General features: G+C 34.4%; 27 protein-coding genes. 17 read left to right on the forward strand and 10 right to left on the reverse strand.

What is annotated here, in order from left to right; genetic code table 11:
* The first annotated feature begins 53 nt into the window (after positions 1-53).
* The 4 genes from glyQ to ybaK all read left to right on the forward strand — a co-directional run bounded on the left by glyQ (position 54) and on the right by ybaK (position 4,537).
* Entirely contained in the window at positions 54-986 is a 933-nt protein-coding gene (gene glyQ, locus J3U23_RS10590) for a glycine--tRNA ligase subunit alpha (protein WP_065562010.1), read from the forward strand.
* 10 nt (positions 987-996) lie between these two features.
* Positions 997-3,069, forward strand: coding sequence for a glycine--tRNA ligase subunit beta (gene glyS, locus J3U23_RS10595; RefSeq protein WP_416380078.1), 2,073 nt, complete (start codon positions 997-999; stop codon positions 3,067-3,069).
* A gap of 60 nt (positions 3,070-3,129) precedes the next feature.
* Positions 3,130-3,954 carry a hypothetical protein gene (locus tag J3U23_RS10600; RefSeq protein ID WP_267330944.1) on the forward strand — a complete coding sequence of 275 codons (825 nt, stop codon included), beginning with the start codon at positions 3,130-3,132 and terminating at the stop codon, positions 3,952-3,954.
* A 97-nt stretch (positions 3,955-4,051) separates the two neighbouring features.
* Positions 4,052-4,537 (forward strand): Cys-tRNA(Pro) deacylase, encoded by a 486-nt coding sequence (ybaK, locus tag J3U23_RS10605; RefSeq protein ID WP_267339220.1) that lies wholly within the window; start codon positions 4,052-4,054, stop codon positions 4,535-4,537.
* A gap of 120 nt (positions 4,538-4,657) precedes the next feature.
* Here the strand turns inward: ybaK and J3U23_RS10610 are convergent, their stop codons facing one another.
* From J3U23_RS10610 to J3U23_RS10625, 4 genes are all read right to left on the reverse strand, one after another.
* Entirely contained in the window at positions 4,658-4,930 is a 273-nt protein-coding gene (locus tag J3U23_RS10610) for an HU family DNA-binding protein (RefSeq protein ID WP_065562006.1), read from the reverse strand.
* A 175-nt stretch (positions 4,931-5,105) separates the two neighbouring features.
* Complete coding sequence (locus J3U23_RS10615; RefSeq protein ID WP_267339221.1) at positions 5,106-5,699, reverse strand: YjaG family protein; 594 nt, start codon at positions 5,697-5,699, stop codon at positions 5,106-5,108.
* Entirely contained in the window at positions 5,696-6,766 is a 1,071-nt protein-coding gene (gene hemE / locus J3U23_RS10620) for a uroporphyrinogen decarboxylase (protein WP_267339222.1), read from the reverse strand. Before hemE ends, J3U23_RS10615 begins: the two co-directional genes overlap by 4 nt.
* A 76-nt stretch (positions 6,767-6,842) precedes the next feature.
* Positions 6,843-7,748 carry a LysR family transcriptional regulator ArgP gene (locus tag J3U23_RS10625; RefSeq protein WP_267339223.1) on the reverse strand — a complete coding sequence of 302 codons (906 nt, stop codon included), beginning with the start codon at positions 7,746-7,748 and terminating at the stop codon, positions 6,843-6,845.
* A gap of 208 nt (positions 7,749-7,956) precedes the next feature.
* Here J3U23_RS10625 and rpiA point away from each other — a divergent pair, with 208 nt between their 5' ends.
* Together rpiA and serA are read left to right on the forward strand one after the other, a co-directional pair.
* The gene (rpiA, locus tag J3U23_RS10630; RefSeq protein ID WP_065562002.1) at positions 7,957-8,616 is read left to right on the forward strand and encodes a ribose-5-phosphate isomerase RpiA; all 660 of its coding nucleotides are present in this window, start codon (positions 7,957-7,959) and stop codon (positions 8,614-8,616) included.
* 70 nt (positions 8,617-8,686) lie between these two features.
* Positions 8,687-9,928: a phosphoglycerate dehydrogenase gene (serA, locus tag J3U23_RS10635; protein ID WP_267339224.1), complete on the forward strand. Its 1,242-nt coding sequence runs from the start codon at positions 8,687-8,689 to the stop codon at positions 9,926-9,928.
* 178 nt (positions 9,929-10,106) lie between these two features.
* Here serA and srlR read toward each other — a convergent pair whose 3' ends face one another.
* The 6 genes from srlR to srlA all read right to left on the reverse strand — a co-directional run bounded on the left by srlR (position 10,107) and on the right by srlA (position 14,253).
* Positions 10,107-10,886 carry a glucitol operon DNA-binding transcriptional repressor SrlR gene (gene srlR / locus J3U23_RS10640; RefSeq protein WP_065562000.1) on the reverse strand — a complete coding sequence of 260 codons (780 nt, stop codon included), beginning with the start codon at positions 10,884-10,886 and terminating at the stop codon, positions 10,107-10,109.
* Between the two features lie 100 nt (positions 10,887-10,986).
* Positions 10,987-11,355: a transcriptional regulator GutM gene (locus J3U23_RS10645; RefSeq protein WP_065561999.1), complete on the reverse strand. Its 369-nt coding sequence runs from the start codon at positions 11,353-11,355 to the stop codon at positions 10,987-10,989.
* A gap of 74 nt (positions 11,356-11,429) precedes the next feature.
* On the reverse strand, positions 11,430-12,209 hold the full coding sequence (srlD, locus tag J3U23_RS10650) for a sorbitol-6-phosphate dehydrogenase (protein WP_065561998.1): 780 nt from the start codon (positions 12,207-12,209) through the stop codon (positions 11,430-11,432).
* Positions 12,210-12,219: 10 nt separating this feature from the next.
* The gene (srlB, locus tag J3U23_RS10655; RefSeq protein WP_065561997.1) at positions 12,220-12,588 is read right to left on the reverse strand and encodes a PTS glucitol/sorbitol transporter subunit IIA; all 369 of its coding nucleotides are present in this window, start codon (positions 12,586-12,588) and stop codon (positions 12,220-12,222) included.
* 95 nt (positions 12,589-12,683) lie between these two features.
* Positions 12,684-13,673: a PTS glucitol/sorbitol transporter subunit IIB gene (locus J3U23_RS10660; protein ID WP_065561996.1), complete on the reverse strand. Its 990-nt coding sequence runs from the start codon at positions 13,671-13,673 to the stop codon at positions 12,684-12,686.
* Between the two features lie 31 nt (positions 13,674-13,704).
* On the reverse strand, positions 13,705-14,253 hold the full coding sequence (gene srlA, locus J3U23_RS10665; RefSeq protein ID WP_065561995.1) for a glucitol/sorbitol-specific PTS transporter subunit IIC: 549 nt from the start codon (positions 14,251-14,253) through the stop codon (positions 13,705-13,707).
* A gap of 268 nt (positions 14,254-14,521) precedes the next feature.
* On the opposite strand from srlA, the gene J3U23_RS10670 reads away from it, so the two are divergent.
* The 11 genes from J3U23_RS10670 to J3U23_RS10720 all read left to right on the forward strand — a co-directional run bounded on the left by J3U23_RS10670 (position 14,522) and on the right by J3U23_RS10720 (position 25,224).
* Complete coding sequence (locus tag J3U23_RS10670; RefSeq protein WP_081299444.1) at positions 14,522-15,118, forward strand: Dps family protein; 597 nt, start codon at positions 14,522-14,524, stop codon at positions 15,116-15,118.
* Between the two features lie 79 nt (positions 15,119-15,197).
* Complete coding sequence (locus J3U23_RS10675; RefSeq protein ID WP_065735025.1) at positions 15,198-15,746, forward strand: NADPH-dependent FMN reductase; 549 nt, start codon at positions 15,198-15,200, stop codon at positions 15,744-15,746.
* Positions 15,747-15,815: 69 nt separating this feature from the next.
* Positions 15,816-16,493, forward strand: coding sequence for a DNA mismatch repair endonuclease MutH (mutH, locus tag J3U23_RS10680; RefSeq protein WP_176701504.1), 678 nt, complete (start codon positions 15,816-15,818; stop codon positions 16,491-16,493).
* 214 nt (positions 16,494-16,707) lie between these two features.
* Positions 16,708-17,127 carry a PTS sugar transporter subunit IIA gene (locus tag J3U23_RS10685; protein ID WP_065561992.1) on the forward strand — a complete coding sequence of 140 codons (420 nt, stop codon included), beginning with the start codon at positions 16,708-16,710 and terminating at the stop codon, positions 17,125-17,127.
* Positions 17,128-17,622, forward strand: coding sequence for a PTS system mannose/fructose/N-acetylgalactosamine-transporter subunit IIB (locus J3U23_RS10690; RefSeq protein WP_065561991.1), 495 nt, complete (start codon positions 17,128-17,130; stop codon positions 17,620-17,622).
* Positions 17,623-17,645: 23 nt separating this feature from the next.
* The gene (locus J3U23_RS10695; protein ID WP_065561990.1) at positions 17,646-18,452 is read left to right on the forward strand and encodes a PTS mannose/fructose/sorbose transporter subunit IIC; all 807 of its coding nucleotides are present in this window, start codon (positions 17,646-17,648) and stop codon (positions 18,450-18,452) included.
* 17 nt (positions 18,453-18,469) lie between these two features.
* On the forward strand, positions 18,470-19,306 hold the full coding sequence (locus J3U23_RS10700; protein ID WP_267330940.1) for a mannose/fructose/sorbose PTS transporter subunit IID: 837 nt from the start codon (positions 18,470-18,472) through the stop codon (positions 19,304-19,306).
* 157 nt (positions 19,307-19,463) lie between these two features.
* Positions 19,464-20,708: a zinc-binding dehydrogenase gene (locus tag J3U23_RS10705; protein WP_220225567.1), complete on the forward strand. Its 1,245-nt coding sequence runs from the start codon at positions 19,464-19,466 to the stop codon at positions 20,706-20,708.
* Between the two features lie 102 nt (positions 20,709-20,810).
* The gene (locus J3U23_RS10710) at positions 20,811-21,782 is read left to right on the forward strand and encodes a sugar-binding transcriptional regulator (RefSeq protein ID WP_267339225.1); all 972 of its coding nucleotides are present in this window, start codon (positions 20,811-20,813) and stop codon (positions 21,780-21,782) included.
* Positions 21,783-21,939: 157 nt separating this feature from the next.
* The gene (locus J3U23_RS10715) at positions 21,940-23,352 is read left to right on the forward strand and encodes a glycoside hydrolase family 28 protein (RefSeq protein WP_267339226.1); all 1,413 of its coding nucleotides are present in this window, start codon (positions 21,940-21,942) and stop codon (positions 23,350-23,352) included.
* Positions 23,353-23,970: 618 nt separating this feature from the next.
* Entirely contained in the window at positions 23,971-25,224 is a 1,254-nt protein-coding gene (locus J3U23_RS10720; RefSeq protein ID WP_267332357.1) for a PTS ascorbate transporter subunit IIC, read from the forward strand.

Consider the following 25,224-nt stretch of genomic DNA (forward strand, 5'->3'; position numbering starts at 1 on the left):
TGTAGCACTATTTAATTTGTAGTAAAAATTAATTTAACCACAAAGATAACATCATGCAAAAGTTTAATGTCAAAACCTTTCAGGGTTTAATACTTACGTTACAAGATTATTGGGCTAATCAAGGTTGTACAGTGATTCAGCCATTAGATATGGAAGTCGGCGCAGGTACTTCTCATCCAATGACCTGTTTAAGAGCACTTGGTCCTGAACCGATTAATGCTGCTTACGTTCAACCTTCTCGTCGCCCTACTGATGGTCGTTATGGTGAAAATCCTAATAGGTTACAACATTATTACCAATTCCAAGTTATCTTAAAACCATCACCAGATAATATCCAAGAACTTTACTTAGGATCACTAAAAGAGCTTGGTCTTGATCCAACTGTTAACGATATCCGTTTTGTAGAAGACAATTGGGAAAATCCAACATTAGGTGCATGGGGATTAGGTTGGGAAGTTTGGTTAAACGGTATGGAAGTGACCCAATTTACCTATTTCCAACAAGTTGGTGGTCTTGAGTGTAAACCGGTGACTGGCGAGATTACTTATGGTTTAGAACGCCTTGCTATGTATATTCAAGGTGTAGATAGCGTTTATGATTTAATCTGGAGTGATGGCGCATTTGGTAAAACCACTTATGGTGATGTTTTTCACCAAAACGAAGTTGAACAATCCACTTATAATTTCGAGTACGCTAATATTGATTTCTTATTTTATTGTTTTGAACAACATGAAAAAGAAGCAAAAATGTTACTTGAATTAGAAAAACCTCTACCGCTACCTGCTTATGAACGTATTTTAAAAGCAGCTCACTGCTTCAATTTACTTGATGCCCGCAAAGCTATTTCAGTAACTGAGCGACAACGTTACATATTGCGTATCAGAACATTAACAAAAATGGTTGCTGAAGCATATTACGCCTCTCGTGAAGCACTTGGATTTCCAATGTGCCAAAATAAACGTTCTAACCAAAATGCATCAAAGTAGGAATTGATATATTATGCAAAAAACATTTCTAGTAGAAATCGGTACTGAAGAGTTACCACCGAAATCACTCCGCACTTTGGCTGAAAGCTTTGCAGCTAATTTTATTGAACAACTTGATAATGCTAACTTAGAACATGGTGAGGTACTTTGGTTTGCATCGCCGCGCCGTTTAGCTTTAAAAGTATTGAATTTAAATGACACTCAACCAGATAGCCAAGTTGTTAAACGCGGTCCTGCGGTAAGTGCCGCATTTGATGCAAATGGTAAACCAACAAAAGCAGCAGAAGGCTGGGCTAGAGGATGTGGCATCGATATCTCTCAAGCAGAGCGCATTCAAACAGATAAAGGCGAATGGTTATCTTATACTCATAATCAAAAAGGAAAGCCTGTTGTTAATTTATTATGTGATATGGTTAAAAATGCATTAAATAAATTACCTATTCCTAAACCTATGCGCTGGGCAGCTCGCCAAGTTGAATTTATCAGACCAAGCCATACTGTAACTATGCTATATGGTGATCAACTTGTACCGGGCGTCATTTTAGACATTCAATCAGATCGTATTATTCGCGGACACCGCTTTATGGGTGAACAAGAATTTACCATTGATAATGCTGACCAATATCCTGAAATCCTTGAACAACGAGGCAAAGTTATTGCTGACTATAACAAGCGAAAATCAATCATTAAGCAGCAAGCTCAAGAAGCTGCTGAAAAACTTAATGGTAAAGCAGATTTAACTGAAAGCTTACTTGAAGAAGTTTCATCATTGGTTGAATGGCCTGTAGTATTAACAGCAAAATTTGAAGAAAGATTTTTAGAAGTTCCAGCCGAGTCATTGGTATATACGATGAAAGGCGATCAAAAATATTTCCCTGTCTATGATAAACAAGGAAAACTATTACCAAACTTCATCTTCGTTGCAAATATTGAATCAAAAGATCCTCAAGTTGTTATTTCTGGTAATGAAAAAGTGGTTCGTCCTCGTTTAGCTGATGCCGAATTTTTCTATAGAACAGACTTAAAACAACGTTTGGAAGATCGCCTTCCTCGCCTTGAGACGGTTTTATTTCAACAACAACTTGGTACAGTTAAAGATAAAGCACTTCGTATTGAGGCCTTATCTGGCTTCATCGCCGAAAAAATTGGTGCTGACACTGAACAAGCCAAACGTGCAGGGAAATTAACTAAATGTGATTTAGTTACTAACACGGTGTTTGAATTTCCTGAAACACAAGGCATCATAGGTCGATATATAGCGATTAAAGATGGTGAAAGTATTGAAGTCGCTACCGCTATTGAAGAACAATATAAACCTCGTTTTTCAGGCGATGAACTACCAAGTACTCCTGTGTCTAGTGCGGTATCTATTGCCGAAAAAATGGATACATTAGCCGGTATTTTTGGTATTGGTCAACATCCTAAAGGTGATAAAGATCCATTTGCACTTCGCCGTGCAGCTATTGGTGTATTACGTATTATTGTTGAAAAAAGCTTACCTCTTGATTTAGTTGAGCTAGCAAGTTTTGCCACATCTTTATATGGAAATAAATTAACCAACAACAATGTTGTTATAGATATTGTTAATTTTATGCAAGGTCGATTCCGAGCATGGTATCAAGAAAAAGGATTTGCGATAGATACCATTCAGGCTGTCTTGGCAATTAATCCAACCAAGCCTGCAGATTTTGATACCCGCGTTAATGCGGTAACACATTTTAGAACGTTACCTGAAGCTTCTTCATTAGCAGAAGCAAATAAACGTGTATCAAATATTTTGTCTAAATCTGAAAACGCTATCCCTGAAAATATTAACGCCTCACTTCTTGAAACGGGAGCAGAAAGCGAATTAGCTATGCAAATAGCAATATTGACAGATAAGTTAGCACCTTACTTTACTGAAGGTCGATATCAAGATGCCTTAATTGAATTAGCATCACTTAAAGCACCTATTGATACATTTTTTGAGAAAGTAATGGTAATGGTTGATGACGAAAAAATTAAACTAAACCGATTGGCTCTTTTGAAAAAATTACAAAATTTATTTTTGAAGGTTGCCGATATTTCTATACTACAATCATAACTTTTGAATTAAATATAAAGACCGTGGTAATACTAGTATTACCACCCATAAGGAAAAACGATGGACTCACAAAACAATTTATCATTTTTAGTTACTTTTGAAAAAACAGTTAACTTTATTCGCAATAGATTCCCAATAATCGCAATCGCAAGCGTAGTGCTTGCATTAGCTAATTCAGTATTATCGTATATTATTTTTGATCCAGCTGCTCTTGCAGCAAGCATGGTCTATTACGCAAATCCAGCTCAAGTTCTTAGTTCATTATTTGGAAAAGTATTGCTTTTATCAATTGTCTTTCTCTTTATTGCTGCCGTGACAATTGGTATTATTTATAATTTAACTACTAGTGACAAATTTGATATGAAATTAGTGTCACAACGCATATTACCTGCTTTTCTAAATCTTGCAGGATTTACCGCTATTTATTTTATTATTTTAATTATAGGAATAATTTTGCTTTCTTTAATTATGTGGATTATCGGAATGATATTACCCCAACAGTTAATTGCTTTATTAACTTTATTGATAGCTTTTGTTATATTTCTTGTATTAAGCATCATTGCGAATTACTTTAGTGCTTCATTAATCGTTCCTGATTCAATGGGATTTTTTCAAAGATTTGTTGGTAGCCATAAATTAGCTGTAACAAAATGGAAAGCACCTTTACTAATGATATTAATTTCTTGTGGTATTACTATCGTTCTAGGGCTTATTAATTACTTATTGGGTAATAATATTATTGTAACGACTATTACTTCAATAGTATCTATGTTTGTTAGTTTCTTTGTATGTAGCTTCTTCTATCGCTTGTACAACGCATCTAATAATGTTGAATTACCGAAACTAGATGATAATAATCAAAACAATCAACAAATCATCTCTTAATTTTTTTAATGTAGTATAGTTTAGTTTAATCCTAAAAATCCCTATTAATGGCAATTAATAGGGATCATCATTCTCACTTATAATAATTCTTACTATTATGACGCCAGCCATTAGATTGCTCAAAAAGCATAAAATTAAATTTAATATCCATCAATATCAACATGACGCACAACAAACCCATTATGGACAAGAAGCTGCGGATAAACTTGGATTAGAACTAAATGTTGTTTCAGGTCAGATATTTAAAACACTGATTGTATGCATAAATGGGGACAATAAATCATTAGCAGTCTGTGTATTACCGGTTGATTGTACATTGGATCTTAAACAAGCCGCTAAAATTCTTGATTGCAAAAAAGTAGCATTAGCTGACCCGAATCTAGCACAAAAAACAACAGGTTATTTAGTCGGTGGGATAAGTCCTCTCGGGCAAAAAAAACGATTACCTACACTTATTGATGATAGTGCTAAACAATATGCAACGATGATGGTATCAGGGGGTAAAAGAGGATTAGAAATCGAAATATCACCGCAAGATTTAGCTGATCAATTAAATGCTAAATTTGCTAAATTAACGGTTTAGATAATAAGTAAAATCGTTTCTAAAAACTCAAGAAAAAATAGATTAAAAATTTGGAGTTAAAAATAAAGCCATAACGATTAGTTATGGCCTTAAAAAATTCTCTAATAGAAAGCAATAAAATTATTTGATTGCTTCTTTTAAGCTTTTACCAGAAACAAATGCTGGTACTTTGCTTGCTGCAATTTTGATTTCTTTACCAGTTTTTGGGTTACGACCAGTACGAGCTTTACGAGCATTAACTTTAAATGTACCGAAACCAACTAATTGAACTGGCTCACCAGATTTTAATGATTCAGTGATAGAAGCTAAAGTTGCTTCTAAAGCAGTTTTTGCTGCAACTTTAGTAATATTAGCTTTGCTAGCAATAGCATCTACAAGTTCTGTTTTATTCATGGAATATCCTTACATATTTATTTTATTGTTAAAGTTAACATTAATAAACAAAGTTAAAACCCAACTTTGCTTCTGTAAACGTGATTTAGATTACATTGTTGTTAAATGTAGTCTATATTTGCCTAATGTTAAAGAAAAATTTAATAAAAATTAAAAAAATCACGCTTTAACCGCTTTAATTGCTCAAAAAAACACCAATATTGCTAGTTTCTGCAGACCGAATGTCCATTTTCAAGCCTTTAATCAAGTCTAACATTTCATTATTTTCATCACTTAATAAGCGAAAAATTTCCCACTGCAAATCAAATTCATCAATTACACTAGGCAAAGTTACTTGTTCATCTTCTGAAAGTTCAATATTATCTTTTGTCATTTCAAATTCAGCTACAGTAGTTGCGGAAATAGAGCTAACTTTGGCTGAGTGTTCATCTATTTCACCACTTATATAAGAGTGTAGAATTTCACTAAGAGCCTGACAAGCATCAATAGCAGGGTAAACCATATATGGGCTATCTTCCTTGATGACTGGAATTAACGATTCAAGTTTCTCAAGTTGTAAATCAAAATTAATTTTCACATTCTCAACCAATAGTGATTCCCAAATAAGATCTAGAATTTTTTTATATCCTACTGCTGATTGTTCATCTTGTTGTAAATTGCAATAATAAATAAAGTTTGGATACATTCGTTCGCATAGACAAACCATAAATAAACGCTGCTTCCAAACTGGCAATTTTGCTATTCTTAATTGAATAGGATTTTTAATCATGAATGAAACCTTTTTGACCGTGTGTGTACTGATTCAACTAAATATTGTACATGCTCAATGGGAATATCTTGGTGAATACCATGACCTAAATTAAAGACATGACCATTATGATAGCCAAATTCACTTAGAACTGACTCAACGTTAGACTCAATCGTTTCCTTATTGGCATACAATATAGAAGGATCTAAATTACCTTGTATGGCAATCTTACCTTTTTGTTCTATCTGATTCAAATCCACTGTCCAATCAACACCGATGGCATCAGCCCCTGATTTAGAAATAGTATCGAGCCATAAACCGCCACCTTTTGTAAATAGCGTCACAGGAACATAAGAAGTGATATTCTGGCTTTTCTTACCCCTTTTTAGTTGAGATAAGATAAGCTCCATATAATGCAAAGAAAACGCTCGATAACTTTGATGGCTAAGCACCCCGCCCCAAGTATCAAATATCATAATCGATTGGGCGCCAGCTTCAATTTGAGCATTTAAATACAATATTACACTGTTAGCTAATTTTTCTAGCAGCAAATGTAATGCTTTAGGTTCACAATAAAGCATCTTTTTTATTTTAGTAAAGGTTTTACTACTACCGCCTTCAACCATATAAGTTGCCAAAGTCCATGGACTACCAGAAAAGCCAATCAATGGAACTTTGCCACCTAACTCTTTTTTCGTTAACCCAATAGCATCCATTACATATTTGAGAGATTGTCCTGGATCAGGTATAGGCAATTGTGCAATATCATCTAAACAAGAAATCGTTTTTTTAAATTTAGGCCCTTCGCCTGTTTCAAAATATAAACCAAGTCCCATTGCATCGGGAATGGTTAAAATATCTGAAAAAATAATGGCGGCATCAAGATCAAATCGCCGAATGGGTTGTAAAGTTGCTTCACAGGCAAGTTCTGGTGTTTGGCACATCGTCATAAAATCACCAGCTTTAGCCCTGAGCTGCCGATATTCAGGTAAGTATCGACCGGCTTGGCGCATCATCCAAATTGGCGTGTAATCCACAGGTAAACATTGTAATGCACGTAAATAACGATCGTTTTTCAATTGGCTCATCTTTTTAGCTCTATAAATTGTGAGATAGGGTAAATGGGACAGTTCTACATTTAGCTCAAAATAGCTAATTTGACAATTATTTCCGATCTTGAGGCTGCGACAATAGACGTTGAGCGTAACAAATCAATGTTTCAGAAATATTTTGCATCACGCTACTTTCTGGAGCAAAGCGATGCCAATACAGCATACGTCTTTGAAATAAGCCTTCCGTTAAATTAACCAATTCACCATTTTTTAACTCTTGTTCAACTTGTAACATTGGTATCATACAACATGCAGAACCTTGTTTAGCCAATTGGACAAAAGCTTCAGATGAACTAGTAATATGACAAATAACACTACCTGGTGTAAGATTAAAATTTTCTTGCAAAAAGGCTTGGTGCATATCATCCAAATGGTCAAATGCCACTGCAGGCGCTTTTAAAAGCGATGACCGAGTAACACCATTAGGAAAGTATTTTTTAGCAAACTCAGGAGAAGCAACAAAAATATAATCCAATGCCCCTAATAAATCAGATAAACATCCCGGTAAAGGATTGGGTTGAATGCTAATTGCAGCAACGACAGTACCTAAGCGTAGAAGTTCTAACGTATGCTCTTCATCTTTGACTTGAATATCAAAGCGTAAAATATTTTTATCTAAAACTGGTTTTAAAGCGGGTAAAAACCAAGTTGCTAAAGAGTCAGCATTAATTGCAATTGATAATGACAATGGCGTAGTATTTTGCTCATTGTCACCTAACCATTGTTGTTCTAATAATTCAACTTGATGCAATAATCCTAAAAGATGTTCACCTTGTTTAGTCGCTTTTGGAGGAATCGTTCTTACTAATAGTTGCTGACCAAAAAAGCTTTCTAATTGCTTAATGCGTTGCGATACTGCTGGTTGCGTAATACACAATTTGTCAGCTGCTCGTTCAAATCCTCGTTCTTTTATCACTGCATCTAATGCTTGTAATGCTCTATAATCTGGACGCTTCATAATCTCTTTACTAATGATTTGATCTTCGCTTGGTCATTCAAGCTATTTTAATTTTGCAAAAAATTTGAAATAGATCTAAAACCTTATAGATTTTCTTAAAATACTAATGATTTTTGCTTCCCAATTGGGTACTATGCCATATCTTAAACAATTTTGCTTTTAAAATTTTAATTTTTTGATCAAAATTATATTTACACACGGTGATATCATGACACAAGATGAACTAAAAAAAGCAGTAGGTTGGTCAGCCCTTAAATTTGTTAAACCAGATTCATTAGTAGGCGTAGGCACAGGTTCTACTGCGGCTCACTTTATTGATGCTCTTGCAACAATAAAAGATCAGATAAAAGGAACTGTCTCTAGTTCAGAAGCGTCAACCCAAAAATTAAAAAGCTATGGTATTCCAGTTTTAGACTGTAATGACGTTGATAGCTTAGATATTTATGTCGATGGAGCAGATGAAATTAATCATAATATGCAAATGATTAAAGGCGGAGGAGCCGCATTAACACGTGAAAAAATAGTATCGGCTCTGGCAAAACAATTTATCTGTATCGTTGATGAGTCAAAAGTGGTCGACGTTCTCGGGAAATTTCCACTTCCAGTAGAAGTCATTCCGATGGCCCGTTCTTATGTTGCTCGAGAATTATTCAAACTTGGCGGCAAACCTATCTACCGTCAAGGAGTGGTCACTGACAATGGCAATGTTATTTTAGATGTTCACGACCTTGTAATAGCAAAACCAATGGAATTAGAAGATAGGATTAATAGTATCGCCGGTGTAGTCACAGTAGGGTTATTCGCTAATAAAGGCGCGGATATCGCTTTGGTAGGCACGAGTTCTGGTGTGAAAGAAATAAAAAAATAATAAATTACTTTTTTTAATTAATAACTTTGCATGACAAATTGTTTTAAATATTAAAGATAGAGAGGAAGAAATGGTTGTTCAAGCGTTAACCAAAGATGAAAACAAGTTTCTATTACTTGAAGGTGTCCACCCTAGCGCGATTGAAACACTTAAATCGGCAGGCTTTAACAACATTGAATATCATAAAGGTGCGCTATCCAAATCCGAACTTGAAGCGGCAATTAAAGATGCAAGATTTATTGGTATTCGCTCAAGAACACATTTAACAAAAGATATAATCGATGCTGCCCCAAAACTTGCAGGAATTGGTTGTTTCTGTATTGGAACCAATCAAGTTGAACTTGATGCTGCAACCGTTAAAGGAATTCCTGTTTTTAATGCACCGTTTTCTAATACGCGTTCTGTTGCAGAGCTAGTATTGGCTGAAGCGATTTTATTACTTCGCCGAGTACCTGAAGCTAATGCCAAAGCTCACCAGGGAAAATGGAACAAATTAGCCACAGGTTCTCATGAAGCGCGGGGTAAAAATTTAGGTATCATTGGTTATGGCCATATCGGTAGTCAATTAAGCGTATTGGCTGAATCATTAGGCATGAATGTTTATTTTTATGATATCGAAACTAAATTACCATTAGGCAATGCCAAACAAATTTCATCCATGAAAGAATTACTTACCATGAGTGATATTGTAAGTATGCATGTTCCAGAAAACTCAACCACAATTAAAATGATTGGCAAATCAGAAATCGACGTGATGAAATCAGGCTCTATATTGATTAATGCCTCTCGCGGTAGTGTGATTGATATTGAAGCCTTAACTCAAGCGTTGGAAAACAATAAACTTAGTGGAGCTGCTATTGACGTTTTCCCTAGTGAACCGGCAACTAATAGCGATCCATTCGAATCACCACTGTGTAAATTTGATAATGTCATTATTACCCCACATATCGGCGGTTCAACTACTGAAGCTCAAGAAAATATCGGTATTGAAGTTGCAACCAAGTTGGCAAAATATTCTGATACAGGCGCAACACTTTCAGCGGTTAACTTCCCTGAAGCATCATTACCGATTCCGGCAAAAGGATCTAGTCGATTTATTAATATTCATCACAATCAACCCGGCGTGTTGACTGCAATAAATACGCTATTTGCAGAACAAGGTCTAAACATTTCAGCTCAGTATTTACAGACTGATTCTAAAATTGGTTATGTTGTGATTGATATTGATAGAGTAGAACAAAATAAAGCAGAAGAGTTATTAGTTAAACTAAAAAATGTCGCTGGTACAATTCGAGCAAGATTATTGTTCTAATCCACTTTGCTAAGGCGTTCGGGCAATTATTTCCATGTCCGAACGCATAATATTAGGTTTAGAAATTATTCGAGTGTTTCAGATAGATCGTTAATATCAAACCAATTTTAATAAAATTACCACTATTATTAACGTCAAAAACCCCGTTCCTCAACTTTTTTTAGATTTTAATGTCTTTTTACTTATCTAAAGGTTTTACTTTTATAACTTTAATACCTTTTTGAATTAATGCGTCGTAATATTTATCATCTAAATTATTGTCTGTAATAATCGTATCAACTGATTCTATATCACAAACGACATTTGGGCTACGTCGCCCAAATTTAGTTGAGTCAACGAGTAAAATCAATTTTGCAGCGGCTTTACTCATCGCCACACTACCATGATAGCTTTCGTTGAATGTTGTTACACCACCAACTACATCAACACCATCAGCACCCATAAATAATTTATCAAAAGTATAAGATTCAAAGGCCGCAATTGCTGATGCATGATTACTATGGAAGGAAGCTGATTTTCGGCGAAATGTGCCACCTGTTAAAATAATGGTTTGATCGTTATCATTAGCTACCAGTTCATTAACCATATGTAAACTATTGGTCATAATAGTTAAATTATTAAACTGGGCTAACATTGGAATCATCTGTGCGACAGTACTGCCTGCATCGAAAATAATTGAATCACCTTCATGGATCAATTTAGCGGCTTCTTGAGCAATCGCTTTTTTAGCAGCAGTATTAATGTAGGTTTTATGATCAATAGCTCTGTCACCGATTTCTCGATTTAGCATTGCTCCACCATAAGTCCTTAAAACTAATCCACTCTCATTAAGTTGAGTAAGATCTTTCCTTATAGTGGTTCCAGTAGTCCGAAAATGTGCGACTAATTCATCTACACTAACCTGTCCATGATTTTGTAAATATTCTAAAATTGCGGTTTGCCTTTGTTTAACTTTCATGCCAAGATTCCATTATTTTCACAGTAAATAAGATCATTTACTTTGCAAGATAGTATACTTCAATATAAAAGAAAATACTTTTCAAAATAAAAGTTAAATACTATTTATTGCTCGCGGTTAACGCAACTGATAATGCACTTCGCGAAGCAGGATCGTTTGGGTAAATCGTTTCAGGTATAATCTCTTTTGCATTAAGTCCATGTAATTGAGGAATAGTCTTAGGTAATGCAAATACTGTAATGCCCTTCATTTTTACTGAATCAATTACATTTTGGTTTTCATCTAATGAGATAGCAATTAAGACTCTTGGCTTAAACCATTTAGTTTGGCTACGACCAACCCCCAAATATCGCCCTTTTTTCATTGCTAAAAAGGCTTGATTAAATCGGCGAATTTGCAACCAACTAAATATGATTTGGACACACCAAGCCATAAGCGCAAAAATAATTAAAGTTGTCGTCATGTTCATGGCTATCTCCATTAATAATTTAGGCTAAATAAAAATGCGAAAGTGATAACAAACACTTTCGCACTTTATTTTAATTAGAACATTACTTGGCCACCAGTAATATTAATTGATTGTCCAGTACAATATGAAGCCTTATCACTTGCATAAAATAATAAGACATTAAGCACATCTTGATAATCACAACCACGTTTAAGTGGCACTTTATCAATATAAACTTGCTCAACTTCGTTTTCTGGAATACCTAATTTTTTAGCGTATTGAGGAATTAATGATTGGAACATTGGTGATTTTAATAAATTACCTAACATTAATGAATTTACAGTAATACCATAATCTGCAAGATCAAGTGCTAATGATTGAGTTAAACCAACACCACCAAATTTAGCAGCACTATAACCAGAATTATGTTTACTACCAACTTTACCTGATTTTGAATTTATTTGAATAATTCGTCCAGCCGTTTTATGTTTGAGCATTAATTTAGCAAACTCGCGAGCACACAAAAAGTAACCAGTAAGATTAACATTTACTGATAATTGAAAATCGCTTAAAGCAAAGTTTGTAATAGGAGCTGCTTTAGCAACACCTGCACTATAAACCATTAAATCAGCTCGGTTAAATGTATTATCAACATCTTGTGCAAGTTTAATCACACTCTCTTCATTTGTTGCATCAACACCAAAGCCTTTTGCGGTACCGGCTCCATGTTTCTGATTGATAGCATCTGCTACTTTATTTGCATTTTCAATATTTAAATCAGCAACAGCTACATTATAACCAGCATCAGCAATCCCTTTACATAAAAACTCACCTAAAGTTTGTCCTCCACCTACAACAACTGCAACTTTTTTCATTCTTTGTTCCTTAATTAGTTAAAATTTTAATTTCATCACCCACAAAAAGTTGATTTGGAATGTCACCTTTTACATGGATAGTTCCCGGTAATTCTGCTTGGCTACTACCGTCAAACCTTAATGTGATATGCCCTAATTCACGAAAATTAGTGCTAGCAACATCGCCAACGGAGGTAATTTGAAAGGTATGTTTGCCAATTTGAAATACTTGCCCTACTTGTAGATCTTGTTTTAAATCATCATGACTATGTACAAAACAGTAATCAGCTAAGTCTGATGGCGCGCCATTTTTAAATAGTATTAGCATGCCATCAGCCAATGCATCTGGGGCAAACTCACCAATTTGATTAATTTTTGATTGATAGATAACATTCGACATCGTTAACCTTCTTTAATTTTTAGTTGAAGCGAAATTTTCAAATTTCACTGTTTGCTAAAGAGGGATGATGTTCATCCCTAAATACTTAAATATGTCTATTGATAGATAAATAATGACACTGCCCAAGCGATTAATACGGTTGGTGCACCAGTTAAAAATCGACTTACTAGAACCGAAGGAACACCTACACGAACAGTATCTTGTTTTGCTTCTGCTAGTGATAAACCGACAGGGATAAAGTCACATGCAGCTTGAGCATTTATGGCAAACAATGCTGGTAGTGCTAAATGAGGTGGAATATTACCTAACCCAATTTGTACACCAACTAATGTACCGATAACTTGCGCGATTACCGCGCCAGGACCTAAGAACGGTGAAAGTAATGGGAAAGAACAAATTAATGCTAATATTACTAAACCAAGTGGATTATCTGCTAAAGGGACTAATCCATGGGCAATGAAGTCACCTAATCCAGATGCAATAATGATCCCGATTAAGGCTGAAACAAATGCCATGAAAGGTAAAATCGTTTTGAGAACAGTATCAATAGTATCTCGGCCAGCTTGGAAAAAAACTGCTACACCAGACCCCATACCGATACCAATTTTGGCTAATAAGCCATCACTTTGTTCAGTGATTTTTTTACTACTGTCATAATCTTTAAATTCTGACGCTTTAGTATTTGCTTGAGCTGTTTCTCCTACAACATCACCTTCCTTTTCAATTAGTTTGATATTGTTTGGCTTAACAGCAGAAACATAAATGTCTTCGACAATATATTGTGCAAGTGGTCCTGATTTACCTGTTGCGTGGATGTTGATAGTTGGTATTCGATTTTTTGGATAAATACCACAACGGAGAGTACCACCACAGTCAATTACAGCAACGCCTATTTCGTCTTTTGGTGGTTCACCTTCTTTAAAACCATCAATTGCTTCCCAACCAGTTAGTTCAACTAAAGTATCGACTATTGCTGGTCTAGTACCAGCTGCAATGTAAACAATTTTTTTACCAGCAACGATTGGAAGCTCTAATGGACCACCCCAACCTGCTTCACCTTTTTCAATATGAATATATTTAGCCATTTTATTTTCCTTATATCGTGATAGATAATTGTTATAAATGAACTTTTCTATCTAGTTTAATTCCCATTTTTTTCTCAAAAATGGCTGTACAAAAGTCAGTAATCCAACCTCTAAAGAAGTTAGTAACTAAGCCGACAAGGAAATAACTAACAGCTAATGGACCTAATGGTAAATTTAATGTAGTTAATCCAGCAGCAACCCCTAAATAAACAAAAAGTTCGCCAGGATTTACATGTGGAAATAAACCATTCATTGAGTGGCAGCTATAAGAGGATGCTGCATAATAGCTAGGTTTGTAAAACTCTGGCATAAAGCGACCTAAGCTTAGTGTCATCGGATTACAAAATACAAATGTACCAATTAAAGGAAGTAATAAATAACGTGAAACAGGGTTACCCGCACAAGCTTGAGCTAAACGTTCAATACGATCTTGTCCAATAAATTTAATGACCGCATTCATAACTACTAACAATGAAATTAATAAAGGTAAAATCGAGGTGACCATCCCGACTAACACTTTACCGCCTTCTTGGAATAAACCGATAAACCACTCGGCTCCAAATGAAATTGTATCAATCATATTTTCTCCTATTGATTTAAATTGCAAAGAAATATTAACAATTATGAAATCAAAAAAACTTTAACTGGATCACAATTTGAAACATTTTCTTTTATTTTGAAAGAAATATTTTAAACAATAGAAAAAAATAGGGTAATTAATCATTCATAGATAGTTGATATAGCAGTAATAGTTAAAAATAGCTCATTTTGATTGGACTTTAATAAAGAGTTGGCGTAATTTGGTGTTTGTTAAATAATCATTTAATTCACCTATAGGAGAATATTACATGGCTAAAAGTACTACTAAAAAAAGCACAACGGCTTCGAAATCATCAACAGCTCCAAAAGTTTTAAAAAATGTAAGTTCTGCCAAAAGATTACAGCAATCTGCAATTTTATTTCCAACTGATTTAGGCCAAAAAGCTTCAAAAGATATTTCTGGCGCAATGAACTCTGTATTAGCAGATGTGTTTGCTCTATATTTAAAAACTAAAAACTTCCACTGGCATGTCAGCGGTCCACATTTCCGTGATTATCATTTAATGTTAGATGACCATGGTGAAGAACTATTTGCAATGACAGATCCAATTGCTGAACGTGTACGTAAATTAGGCGGAACGACTTTACGTTCAATTGGTCATATTTCTAAATTACAAAGTATTTCAGACAACAATGCTGATTTTGTTGAACCATCAGATATGCTTGCTGAACTTTGTCAAGATAACATCAAACTTACAGAACGTATGCGCGTAGCACATGATATCTGTGACAAATATAACGATACCGCAACAGCTAGTTTAATTGAAGAGTGGATTGATCAAACTGAAAGACGCGCATGGTTCCTATTTGAAACAGGTCGTAGAATGGACTCATCAGGACACTAAAGCTCTGTGAAGTTCTGTAATTATCATAAATAAGAGACACTCATGGTGTCTCTTATTTTCAATTTAAGAGGAACCAAAAATGAGTAAAAAAATTGCAGTACTTGTTGGTAGTTTACGCAAAGATTCCTATAACTTAAAAGTAGCCAAAGTTTTTCAACAAATTGCGCCATCATCACTTTCACTAAATATCATCCAAATCGGTGATTTACCTTTATATAACGAAGATATTGATACTGATACACCGCCACAATCCTATAATCGTTTTCGCCAAGAAATTGCCAATTGTGATGGTGTGATTTTTGTTACACCAGAATACAATCGCGGATTACCCGCTGTCATAAAAAATGCACTTGATGTTGGATCACGCCCTTATGGTAAAAGTGTTTGGTCTAAAAAACCAGCTGCTGTGGTCTCTGTATCACAAGGCGCTATTGGTGGCTTTGGTGCTAATCATCATTTACGACAATCTTTAGTTTTTCTTGATATGCCTACCCTACAACAACCGGAAGCTTATATCGGTAATATTGGTACAGCTTTTGATGAAAGTGGCAATATTAACGAAAAAACCAAGTCTTTTCTTTCATCAATCATTGAAAGTTATGCTAAATGGGTTGAACAGCTAAGTTAATAATGATTTATTTTAATATCCACAACCAATATAATTGATTGTGGATATTATTAAATTTATTCGAAACAGATGCTAAACTTTTATCCTTCTAATGAACAAGAGTTATTGAATCGAGCAGAAATGGCCGCTGGCTATAGCTTTGCTGAGATAGCTCAATATGTCAATATTCCTATCCCTGCTAATCTTAATAAACAAAAAGGATGGGTAGGCAATCTGATTGAAACTTATCTTGGTGCGAATGCCGGCAGTAAAGCAGAACAAGACTTTTCTAATTTAGGCATTGAACTAAAAACAATTCCAGTCAATAAAGAAGGTAAACCATTAGAAACTACTTTTGTTAGTGTTATTCCTTTAATGGCTAATCACGGTGTGATTTGGGAAACCAGCCATGTTAAATACAAGCTTAGCAAAGTACTTTGGATCCCGATTGAAGGGGAAAGAAGTATACCTCTTGCAGAAAGAAAAGTTGGAAAACCAATACTTTGGACACCAACTTTAGAACAAGAGCAACAACTTAAACAAGATTGGCAAGAATTAATGGATATGATAGCACTTGGTCAAGTTGAAAAAATCACCGCGCGGTATGGCACCTATTTACAGATCAGACCTAAAGCTGCCAATGGAAAAGCTTTAACTGAAGCCATTGGTGAAAATGGCGAGATTATTTTAACTCGCCCAAGAGGGTTCTATCTTAAAAAGTCATTTACTTCACAAATCCTACAGAATTCCATTGATCATTTAAGTTAAGAAGAAATGATCATTTAATTTCAATCACCCTTATTTTTTTAGCCTTACAAAATACTCCTTTTTTCGTTAAGAAAAAAACCATTTCTTTTATTTTGCAAGAAAATCAAATCTACGTCACATTTTTGCACATTAGTGATTTACTTTGAGCATTTGTGCATATAAATTCATTAAAACATTTGTGAAGCAACAAGAGAATTTGTGAAAGAGGTGTGAGATGAACTTTATATTAGCTGGTCATGGAAACATTGCCGTGGAAATGAAAAATAGCATTGAAATGATAGCTGGTGAGTATCCAAATGTACGGGCTATTACTTTTCAGTTAGGTGATGGTATTGAGACATTAAAAGACAAATATCTAAAAATTATTAATCAATCAACTGAGCAACCATTCATCATTATTACTGATATTTTTTCAGGTAGCCCTTATAACGCAGCGGCAATGTTGGCAATGCAATCAGAAAACATCGAAGTCATCAGTGGTTTATCTTTACCACTTTGTTTAGCGTTATTACATCTTGATTACTCTTCAATTAGCCTTGAAGAAACTTTTGAACAACTTAATGACATGAAATCCGATTTCATCAAATCTTTCAAAAAAATAGCTAAAAATATCGCTGAAGAAGAGGAACTTTAAATGATTATAAATTTAGTACGCATTGATGACCGTTTAATACATGGTCAAGTCACAACAGTTTGGACCAAAGAAGCAAAAGCAGAAAGAATCATTGTTGTTAGTGATGAAGTTGCTAATGACGAAATCCGAGCCACATTAGTTAAACAAGCTGCACCTCCTGGAATTAAAGTTTCTGTTGTGAGTATTGAAAAAGCGGCAGCGGTTTATAAAAACCCAAAATATGAAAACGATACCGTGTTTTATCTTTTTACCAATCCAACCGATATTCTGCGATTAATCGAACAAGGTGTACCAATTAAGAGTATCAATATTGGTGGTATGTCTTTCAAAGCAGGTAAAAAGCAGATTACTAAAGCGGTGTCAGTAGATGAAAACGATGTATCTGCATTTAGAAAGATGCATGAGATGGGAGTTGATCTTTGCTTAAAAGTGGTAATTACCGATCCTAACGTCGATTTTATCAAGCTGCTTGAACAAGAATTCCCTATTAATTAATAGGAATAAACAAGGAGGCAAAAATGGAAATTTCATTATTTCAAATTGTATTAATATTCATCTTCTCTTGTATAGCAGGTATGGGAAGTGTGCTTGATGAGTTTCAAACTCATCGCCCATTAATTGCCTGTACCGTCATAGGCTTAATATTAGGTGATATAAAAACAGGTATCATTTTAGGTGGTACGCTTGAATTGATTGCATTAGGCTGGATGAATATTGGTGCGGCACAATCACCTGATTCAGCACTGGCTAGTGTTATATCCGCGATATTAGTTGTAGTAGGTAAACAAGATATTCAAACTGGAATCGCAATCGCCCTCCCCGTTGCAGCAGCGGGTCAAGTTCTAACGGTATTTGCAAGAACAATCACGGTTGTCTTCCAACATGAAGCTGATAATGCCGCAGAAAAAGTTCAATTCAAAAAAATAGAACTTTTACATTATAGCGCGCTTTTTGTACAAGCTTTACGAGTAGCAATACCAGCAACATTGGTCGCCATTTATGTTGATGCCAATACCGTTAACACCTTATTAAGCATGTTGCCAGATATTGTTACTGGTGGTCTTGCTGTTGCAGGTGGATTTATTGTGGTAGTTGGTTATGCAATGGTATTAAACATGATGATGGTTAAATATTTAGCACCTTTCTTCTATTTAGGCTTTGTTCTTGGAGGTTACTTAAACTTCAGTTTACTCTCATTCGGTATTTTAGGCGTTATTTTTGCCACCATTTATGTCCAATTAAATTCAAAGTTTAACACGACTAAAAATAGCGAAAAAAGTATTGTGGCAAATTCAATCATTGCTGATGACGAGTTAGACGATTAATAAATAAGGATTCTATTATGAAAGAAATGTTAAATACCATTCAAAAGAAAGATATTGTTAGTACATTTATTCGATCTAATTTTCAACAAGCATCTTTCAACTATGAACGAATTCATGCCTTAGCTTTTTGTGTGGATATGATTCCTACAATCAAACGAGTATACAAAACCAAAGAGGAGCAACGTGAAGCATTAAAAAGACATCTAACGTTTTTCAATACGACTCCAGCAATGTGTGGACCCGTTATAGGCGTTACCATGGCAATGGAAGAAGCTAGAGCAAATGGTGCTGATATCTCTGATGGCACAATTAACAGTTTAAAAGTTGGTTTAATGGGACCGTTAGCGGGAGTGGGTGATCCATTAGTTTGGGGAACCTTACGTCCAATAACTGCTGCGCTTGGGGCATCACTAGCACTAACCGGAAATATAGCTGGGCCATTACTGTTTTTTGTCTTATTTAACTTAATTCGACTTGCCATGAAATGGTATGGATTAACGTATGGATTATCTAAAGGAATCGGAATTGTTAAAGATCTTTCAGGTAATATTCTTCCAAAATTAACAGAAGGCGCAACGATTTTAGGCCTATTTATCATGGGTGTCTTAGTCACAAAATGGACCTCCATAAATGTCCCACTTATTGTATCCCAAACGACCGGCATGAATGGAGAAGAGGTCATTATGACAGTACAAGGCATTCTCAATGACCTTGTACCAGGATTATTGCCATTAGCGTTAACACTTTTGATGATGAAATTGTTAAGGAAAAAAGTCAGTCCAATAATTTTAATCTTTGCATTATTTGCGGTAGGTATTATTGGCTATGGTTTAGGTATTCTTGCTAAAGGTTAAAGCGTTAAAGAAATAAAAAATTGACCGTTGAAAATGAATAAAAAGGTTTAAAGCAATTACCGAGTACTTTATTAATAGTAATTTGATTTCTTGAAATAAAAACGCTTTAAACCTTTTCCTAAATAAATTTAACCAAATTAGAGAATTAGAGGAATATATGAAAACTCAAGCAGTTAGACTGTATGGAAAAAATGATTTGCGATTGGAGTCATTTCAACTTCCTGAAATTACTGATGATGAAATTCTAGTTACAGTCATTGTAGATAGTATGTGTATGTCTTCATTAAAATTAGTCAATCAAGGTGAAAATCATAAAAAAACGCCACCCGACTTAAAAAATAACCCCATTATTATTGGACACGAATGCTGCGGTGAAATTATACAAGTGGGTAAAAAATGGCAACATAAATTCAAACCAGGACAAAAATATGTCGTTCAGGCCAATTTACAACTTTCTGATAGCCCATATTGCGTAGGTTATTCTTATCCTTATACTGGTGGTTGTGCAACTTACATGATAATTAACCATGATGTACTAAAACAAGACTGTTTGATTCCTTATGATGGACAAACTTATTTCGAAGGTGCATTAATTGAACCATTGTCGTGTATCATTGGGGCATTCAATGCTAATTTTCATTTAAAGCCAAATAGTTATGAACATATTATGGGCATAAAGCCTAATGGTAATCTGATTATTTTAGGTGGTACGGGCCCTATGGGTATGCTAGCAATAGATTATGCATTAGGGGGACCCATCGCACCTAAAAAGGTTGTCGTAACTGGGCGTAGCAAAGAGAAAATAGAACATCTAAAAACCCTTTATCAATCTCGTAATGGTATTGAATTAGAATTTGTAGATATTTCTAATGTCGATGATCAAGCGAAATTATTAAAAGATAAATCCACCACAGGAAGTTTTGATGATGTTTTTGTTTTCTTACCGTCTCAAGAGTTAATTCAACTCGCCTCTCAACTATTAGCGATTGACGGTTGCCTTAACTTTTTTGCTGGCCCCCAAGATAAAAACTTTTCGGCTGAAATTAATTTTTACGATGTTCATTATAACTTTACCCATATCGTTGGCACTTCAGGCGGTAATACTAATGATATGCGAGAAGCGGTGAAACTAATCGAATCAGGTTCAGTAGACGTGGCAAAAATCGTATCTCATATTATGGGTATCGATCAAGCAAGTAAAGTCACCCAAATACAGGACCAAATTAAAGGTGGAAAAAAATTAGTTTATACCCACAAAAAATTTGATCTTAAATGCATAGAATCATTAGATAAAAATGCGGATGATATTACTTTACAAAAAATACTCTCTAAAAATAATGGTATTTGGTCAAAAGAAGCTGAAGATTATGTTTTAAATTATTTTCCTGATATTGATTCTTGATTTATACTTTATTCAAATCAAGATGACATTTATTTGTGACATCTTGATTTGAATAAAAATATGGAGTTTTTTAATAACTAAAGATAATAAGATAACGCTACTATGATTAATCAAAATTTTAGCAACGACGAGTTTGAACAGCATAAGATGTTAATTAAGATTGCTCAATTGTATTATGAAGAGAATAAAACACAGTCCGAAATAGCAAAAATAGTTAACATACATCGCTCAAGCATTAGTCGAATGTTAAAAACAATACGCGAGCTAGGCATTGTTTCAATTTCGATTAATTATAATCTGTTGCCTGATATAGCGTTAGAAGAAAAAATTTGTAATAAATATCATTTAAAACAAGTCATTGTTGTACCCGTCAACACTGATATAGACAATGAAAGTAAAAATCAGATTGTTTGTAATGTGGCAGCAAGTGTCCTACTCAAAAATATTACCGATAATGATGTGATTGGTGTGTCCTGGGGACGCTCGATCAATTATATTGTGAATAGTTTAAAAAATGATAATGCTACATTTGAAAATGTTACCATCGTACCAATGATTGGTGGCCCTTCTGGCAAGATCGAAACAAAATACCACGTAAATAATATAGCTTGTAAACTTTCCGATAAACTTAAAAGTAAAGCAATATTAATTGATTACCCCGCTATCGTTGATACCGCTAATTTAAAAACTGAAATTGAAAAAACTCAACACATGAAAGAACTCAATGATTGGTGGAATAAGATCACAGTTGCTTTATTTAGTATTGGTTGTCCAGCTATATCCAAAAGCTCAATTTGGTATGGTTTTTATGGTGAACTTTTTCAAAAAATTACTAACAGAAAAATTGTCGGCGACATTTTATCGCGATTTTATGACAAAAATGGTAAAGAATTACAAACGCCATTCCATGATCAAATTATTGGCATGACGTTAGAAAATTTAAAAAAAATCCCTCTAAAAATATGTGCAAGTGGCGACGCTGAAAAGCTTAACAGTTTAATCGCTGCATTAAATGCAAATTATATTGATGTATTAGTCATTAGTGATGAAATGGCAAATCAATTAGTTAATTGATCTCATAAAAAAGCTGATACCTGCGTAAATTAAAACGCCATTTCAATTTTTATAAATTATTTTTTAAATTTGTGACTCTATTAACAGATTCTTAGACTATTAACCTAGATAATCATTTTTATACTTCATCTTTTTTATTCTTCATTAAGGAAAAAACATGTATCGTTTAATTATAAAAAATGGATTATCTATTAGTTTACTCACCCTTACCGCTAGTTTCGCTGTTATAGCTTCACCACCATTTGTTCCAGTTACTTTGGACAAACTTAATATTCCTAATAAACAATGTAATGTCAGAGATTATGGCGCTGAAGCAACAGGTATTTGGTATGATACAAAAGCATTTCAAACCGCTATTAATGATTGTGCGCAAAATGGCGGTGGTAAAGTTATTGTTCCTGCGGGTTATTACCTATCTGAACCTCTATTTTTAAAAAGTAATATTGAATTTCATTTAGAAAAAGGGGCGGTAGTACAAGCTTCAGCAGAGGAAAGTGCATATCATCCTTCAGAAGAACAAAAAAAATGGTCATCATCAGATGAATCATTACCACTAACAAAACAATGGATTGGGTTTATTAATATTGCAGAAGAAAAAAATATTGCTATCACCGGTGAAGGAATTATTGATGGGCAAGGTTCAACGCTTTTAGAAAAATACCGCGCCGAGACTCGTCAAGCCGGAAAAAAGGGACCAACAAATCGCCCACGTCTACTTTTATTTAAAAACGCTAACAATATTTTAGTTGAAGGCGTCACAATACAAAATTCGCCAAGTTTTCATATTGTTTTTAAAAATGTGGAAGATATTACAATTAATAAAACAACAATATCCGCTCCAGCTTGGTGGCAAAACACGGATGCCATTGATCCAATGGATAGTAGAAGAGTCAGTATTACAAAAAACACAATAAGTGTGGGTGATGACCATGTTGCCATTAAATCAACTGTAAACAACCTTAGCCATGATTTTTATATTGCAGATAATAACTTTATGCTCGGTCGTGGATTATCTATTGGTTCAGAAACATATGGCGGTGTGAGCAATTTACTGGCAGAAAATAATACCTTTACCGATGCGATGTATGGTATTCGAATCAAATCGCCAAGAGGCAAAGGTGGTGAAGTTAAAGATATTGAGTATAACAATACAACAATGGTCAATGTAAAAACGCCAATTGTTTTGTCAGCTTATTATAAAGGCGGCCCAACAACAAAAGATGCAAAAATTAAAGCGTTACAAGAAGGTGAATTTGCTGGTGGATTTATGTTAGGCGATCAGATTTATCCTGCGGATACTGAACAACCAAAAGAGCATAAACAAACCCCATACTTCAATAACATTAGCTTCAATAATCTTACTGTAAAAGGTAAAAGTAATTACGCTGGTTTTATTATTGGAACACCAGAAAAGCCATTCAATAATATTAGATTTTCAAACATCAATATTGAAGCGGAAAATGGTTTTAAAATTCGTAACGCATCAGTTGAGTTTAGTCACACTAAAATTAATGTAGAAAAAGGAGCAGATATTATTAAAGAAAAAGGAAGTCATATTACTCATCAATAGTAATTTGGTGGCTCAGATTTGAGCTAATAAAAAATTCACAAACTAGAGCGTTACCAATTGAAACTGTCAAACCGACAAACAAAACAGGTAACGCTTATATTTCTGACTCAAAATTAACGCAATAAATAATCTTATTAAATTTACTTGAAGAACTACAGAATAGTTCATTGATCTTCGCTAGAAAGTGCATTACCTATCATTAATTTCCGTGAAATCAAAATCGACTAAGCGCAAGCAAGACATCACACTCTTGTTCATTATGCTGTTTTTTAATTTTTCTTTTTACCACAACGTGATCTCTCATTAATTGTTTTGACTTTAAAAGCTCGCCTCTAAAATGATTTTTATCCGTTCAATGTAAATTAAGTAATTCAATATAGAACTCAAAACTTAATGAAATGGTATAGACTCCTCAATTATTTTTACAAATAAACGTCAATCAACCCAGAAAATCATCAACTAAAAAGTTTAATTAATGTTCCATAATCAAGATCAATAATTTGCTACCAATTGATTATTTGCATATTTCATTTGTTAATTTGTGATCCAAAACACGATTTGGAACGCTGTTTTAATTATAATGATCTTAAGTTTTGTTATTAAATTTGGAGCAAAAACATGGATCTTTTTCTAAATATATTTGGTCAGCCTGCTATCATTATTGCATTAGTTGCGTTCATAGGATTGGTACTACAGAGAGCAAAACTTTCTAAAATTATTACTGGCACACTACTTTCATTTATTGGTTTTGTGTTAATTAAAACGGGTGGAAAAATCTTAGGTGGCGTGTTAATTATGTTCAGTAACATGTTTACTCATGCATTTGGAATGCATGGGGTCGTACCAAGTAATGAAGCCATTACCGCATTGACGATGGAATCACTTGGTACTAGTGCCGCCTTTATCCTCTTTTTTGCGATGATAATTAATCTACTATTAGCAAGATTTACCCGCTTTAAATCGATTTATTTATCATTGCATTTAGTGCTATTCATGGCATTTTCATTTACCGCAGTTTTACAAGGTATGGGCTATAATGGCTATATCATTGTTGCAACTGGCGCAATGATTATTGGCCTTTATATGGCGATATTTCCAACTTTACTCTCTAAATTTAGCCGTACAATAATAGGGAATAATGATTATTGTATTGCCCATGCTGGTACAGTTTCATACTTATTAGGTTCCTATTTAGGTAAATGGCTAGGAAATAAAAAAAATGATATCGAAAAGATTAAAATAAATGATCGTTTTAGCTTTTTAAGGCAATCAGATGTTGCGACTTTTATTACCATGTTTGTTTTACTATGCTTATCCGGTGCTTTTTCATCCGCTGAGTATTTGAAAGAGATACTTAAAAACAATACGTTTATTATTTTTGCGTTGGAACAATCAGCTATTTTTGCCGGAGGCCTCTATATTGCCAAAAAAGGGGTCGCTATTTTTACTGAAGAAATCATCCCAGCTTTTAAAGGATTTGCCCAAGTTGTCGCACCTGGTTGTGTACCGGCGGTCGATCCAATGGTGTTATTTGATAAAGCACCAAATTGTGTATTAGTTGGTTTTATTGTGAGTTTCTTTACTGAAATAGCTTGTGTGGTTGTTTTCCCTTTTATTGGTTTACCTATTATCATTCCCGGAATTATGGCAAGCTTCATCACTGGTGGAACAGCAGCAATATTTGGTAACTCAACAGGTGGAGCAAGAGGAGCGGTTATTGCCTCTTTCGTTAATGGTTTACTTTTATGTGTGTTGCCAGCCCTCGCATTACCTCTCTTTAAATTTTTAGGTGTTGAAGGTGTAACCTTTGCTGATCCTGATTTCACATCCTTATCGTTAATCACTGAATTTATTGTTAAGCTATTTAGTTAA

Source organism: Gilliamella sp. B3367, assembly GCF_026536825.1.
Lineage (GTDB): Bacteria > Pseudomonadota > Gammaproteobacteria > Enterobacterales > Orbaceae > Gilliamella > Gilliamella apicola_E.

Excerpts from the sequence above, each read along its gene's own strand:
- glyQ (WP_065562010.1), top strand. The coding sequence starts at position 54 with ATGCAAAAGTTTAATGTCAAAACCTTTCAGGGTTTAATACTTACGTTA.
- J3U23_RS10600 (WP_267330944.1), top strand. The coding sequence starts at position 3,130 with ATGGACTCACAAAACAATTTATCATTTTTAGTTACTTTTGAAAAAACA.
- ybaK (WP_267339220.1), top strand. The coding sequence starts at position 4,052 with ATGACGCCAGCCATTAGATTGCTCAAAAAGCATAAAATTAAATTTAAT.
- J3U23_RS10610 (WP_065562006.1), bottom strand. The coding sequence starts at position 4,930 with ATGAATAAAACAGAACTTGTAGATGCTATTGCTAGCAAAGCTAATATT.
- J3U23_RS10615 (WP_267339221.1), bottom strand. The coding sequence starts at position 5,699 with ATGATTAAAAATCCTATTCAATTAAGAATAGCAAAATTGCCAGTTTGG.
- hemE (WP_267339222.1), bottom strand. The coding sequence starts at position 6,766 with ATGAGCCAATTGAAAAACGATCGTTATTTACGTGCATTACAATGTTTA.
- J3U23_RS10625 (WP_267339223.1), bottom strand. The coding sequence starts at position 7,748 with ATGAAGCGTCCAGATTATAGAGCATTACAAGCATTAGATGCAGTGATA.
- rpiA (WP_065562002.1), top strand. The coding sequence starts at position 7,957 with ATGACACAAGATGAACTAAAAAAAGCAGTAGGTTGGTCAGCCCTTAAA.
- serA (WP_267339224.1), top strand. The coding sequence starts at position 8,687 with ATGGTTGTTCAAGCGTTAACCAAAGATGAAAACAAGTTTCTATTACTT.
- srlR (WP_065562000.1), bottom strand. The coding sequence starts at position 10,886 with ATGAAAGTTAAACAAAGGCAAACCGCAATTTTAGAATATTTACAAAAT.
- J3U23_RS10645 (WP_065561999.1), bottom strand. The coding sequence starts at position 11,355 with ATGAACATGACGACAACTTTAATTATTTTTGCGCTTATGGCTTGGTGT.
- srlD (WP_065561998.1), bottom strand. The coding sequence starts at position 12,209 with ATGAAAAAAGTTGCAGTTGTTGTAGGTGGAGGACAAACTTTAGGTGAG.
- srlB (WP_065561997.1), bottom strand. The coding sequence starts at position 12,588 with ATGTCGAATGTTATCTATCAATCAAAAATTAATCAAATTGGTGAGTTT.
- J3U23_RS10660 (WP_065561996.1), bottom strand. The coding sequence starts at position 13,673 with ATGGCTAAATATATTCATATTGAAAAAGGTGAAGCAGGTTGGGGTGGT.
- srlA (WP_065561995.1), bottom strand. The coding sequence starts at position 14,253 with ATGATTGATACAATTTCATTTGGAGCCGAGTGGTTTATCGGTTTATTC.
- J3U23_RS10670 (WP_081299444.1), top strand. The coding sequence starts at position 14,522 with ATGGCTAAAAGTACTACTAAAAAAAGCACAACGGCTTCGAAATCATCA.
- J3U23_RS10675 (WP_065735025.1), top strand. The coding sequence starts at position 15,198 with ATGAGTAAAAAAATTGCAGTACTTGTTGGTAGTTTACGCAAAGATTCC.
- mutH (WP_176701504.1), top strand. The coding sequence starts at position 15,816 with ATGCTAAACTTTTATCCTTCTAATGAACAAGAGTTATTGAATCGAGCA.
- J3U23_RS10685 (WP_065561992.1), top strand. The coding sequence starts at position 16,708 with ATGAACTTTATATTAGCTGGTCATGGAAACATTGCCGTGGAAATGAAA.
- J3U23_RS10690 (WP_065561991.1), top strand. The coding sequence starts at position 17,128 with ATGATTATAAATTTAGTACGCATTGATGACCGTTTAATACATGGTCAA.
- J3U23_RS10695 (WP_065561990.1), top strand. The coding sequence starts at position 17,646 with ATGGAAATTTCATTATTTCAAATTGTATTAATATTCATCTTCTCTTGT.
- J3U23_RS10700 (WP_267330940.1), top strand. The coding sequence starts at position 18,470 with ATGAAAGAAATGTTAAATACCATTCAAAAGAAAGATATTGTTAGTACA.
- J3U23_RS10705 (WP_220225567.1), top strand. The coding sequence starts at position 19,464 with ATGAAAACTCAAGCAGTTAGACTGTATGGAAAAAATGATTTGCGATTG.
- J3U23_RS10710 (WP_267339225.1), top strand. The coding sequence starts at position 20,811 with ATGATTAATCAAAATTTTAGCAACGACGAGTTTGAACAGCATAAGATG.
- J3U23_RS10715 (WP_267339226.1), top strand. The coding sequence starts at position 21,940 with ATGTATCGTTTAATTATAAAAAATGGATTATCTATTAGTTTACTCACC.
- J3U23_RS10720 (WP_267332357.1), top strand. The coding sequence starts at position 23,971 with ATGGATCTTTTTCTAAATATATTTGGTCAGCCTGCTATCATTATTGCA.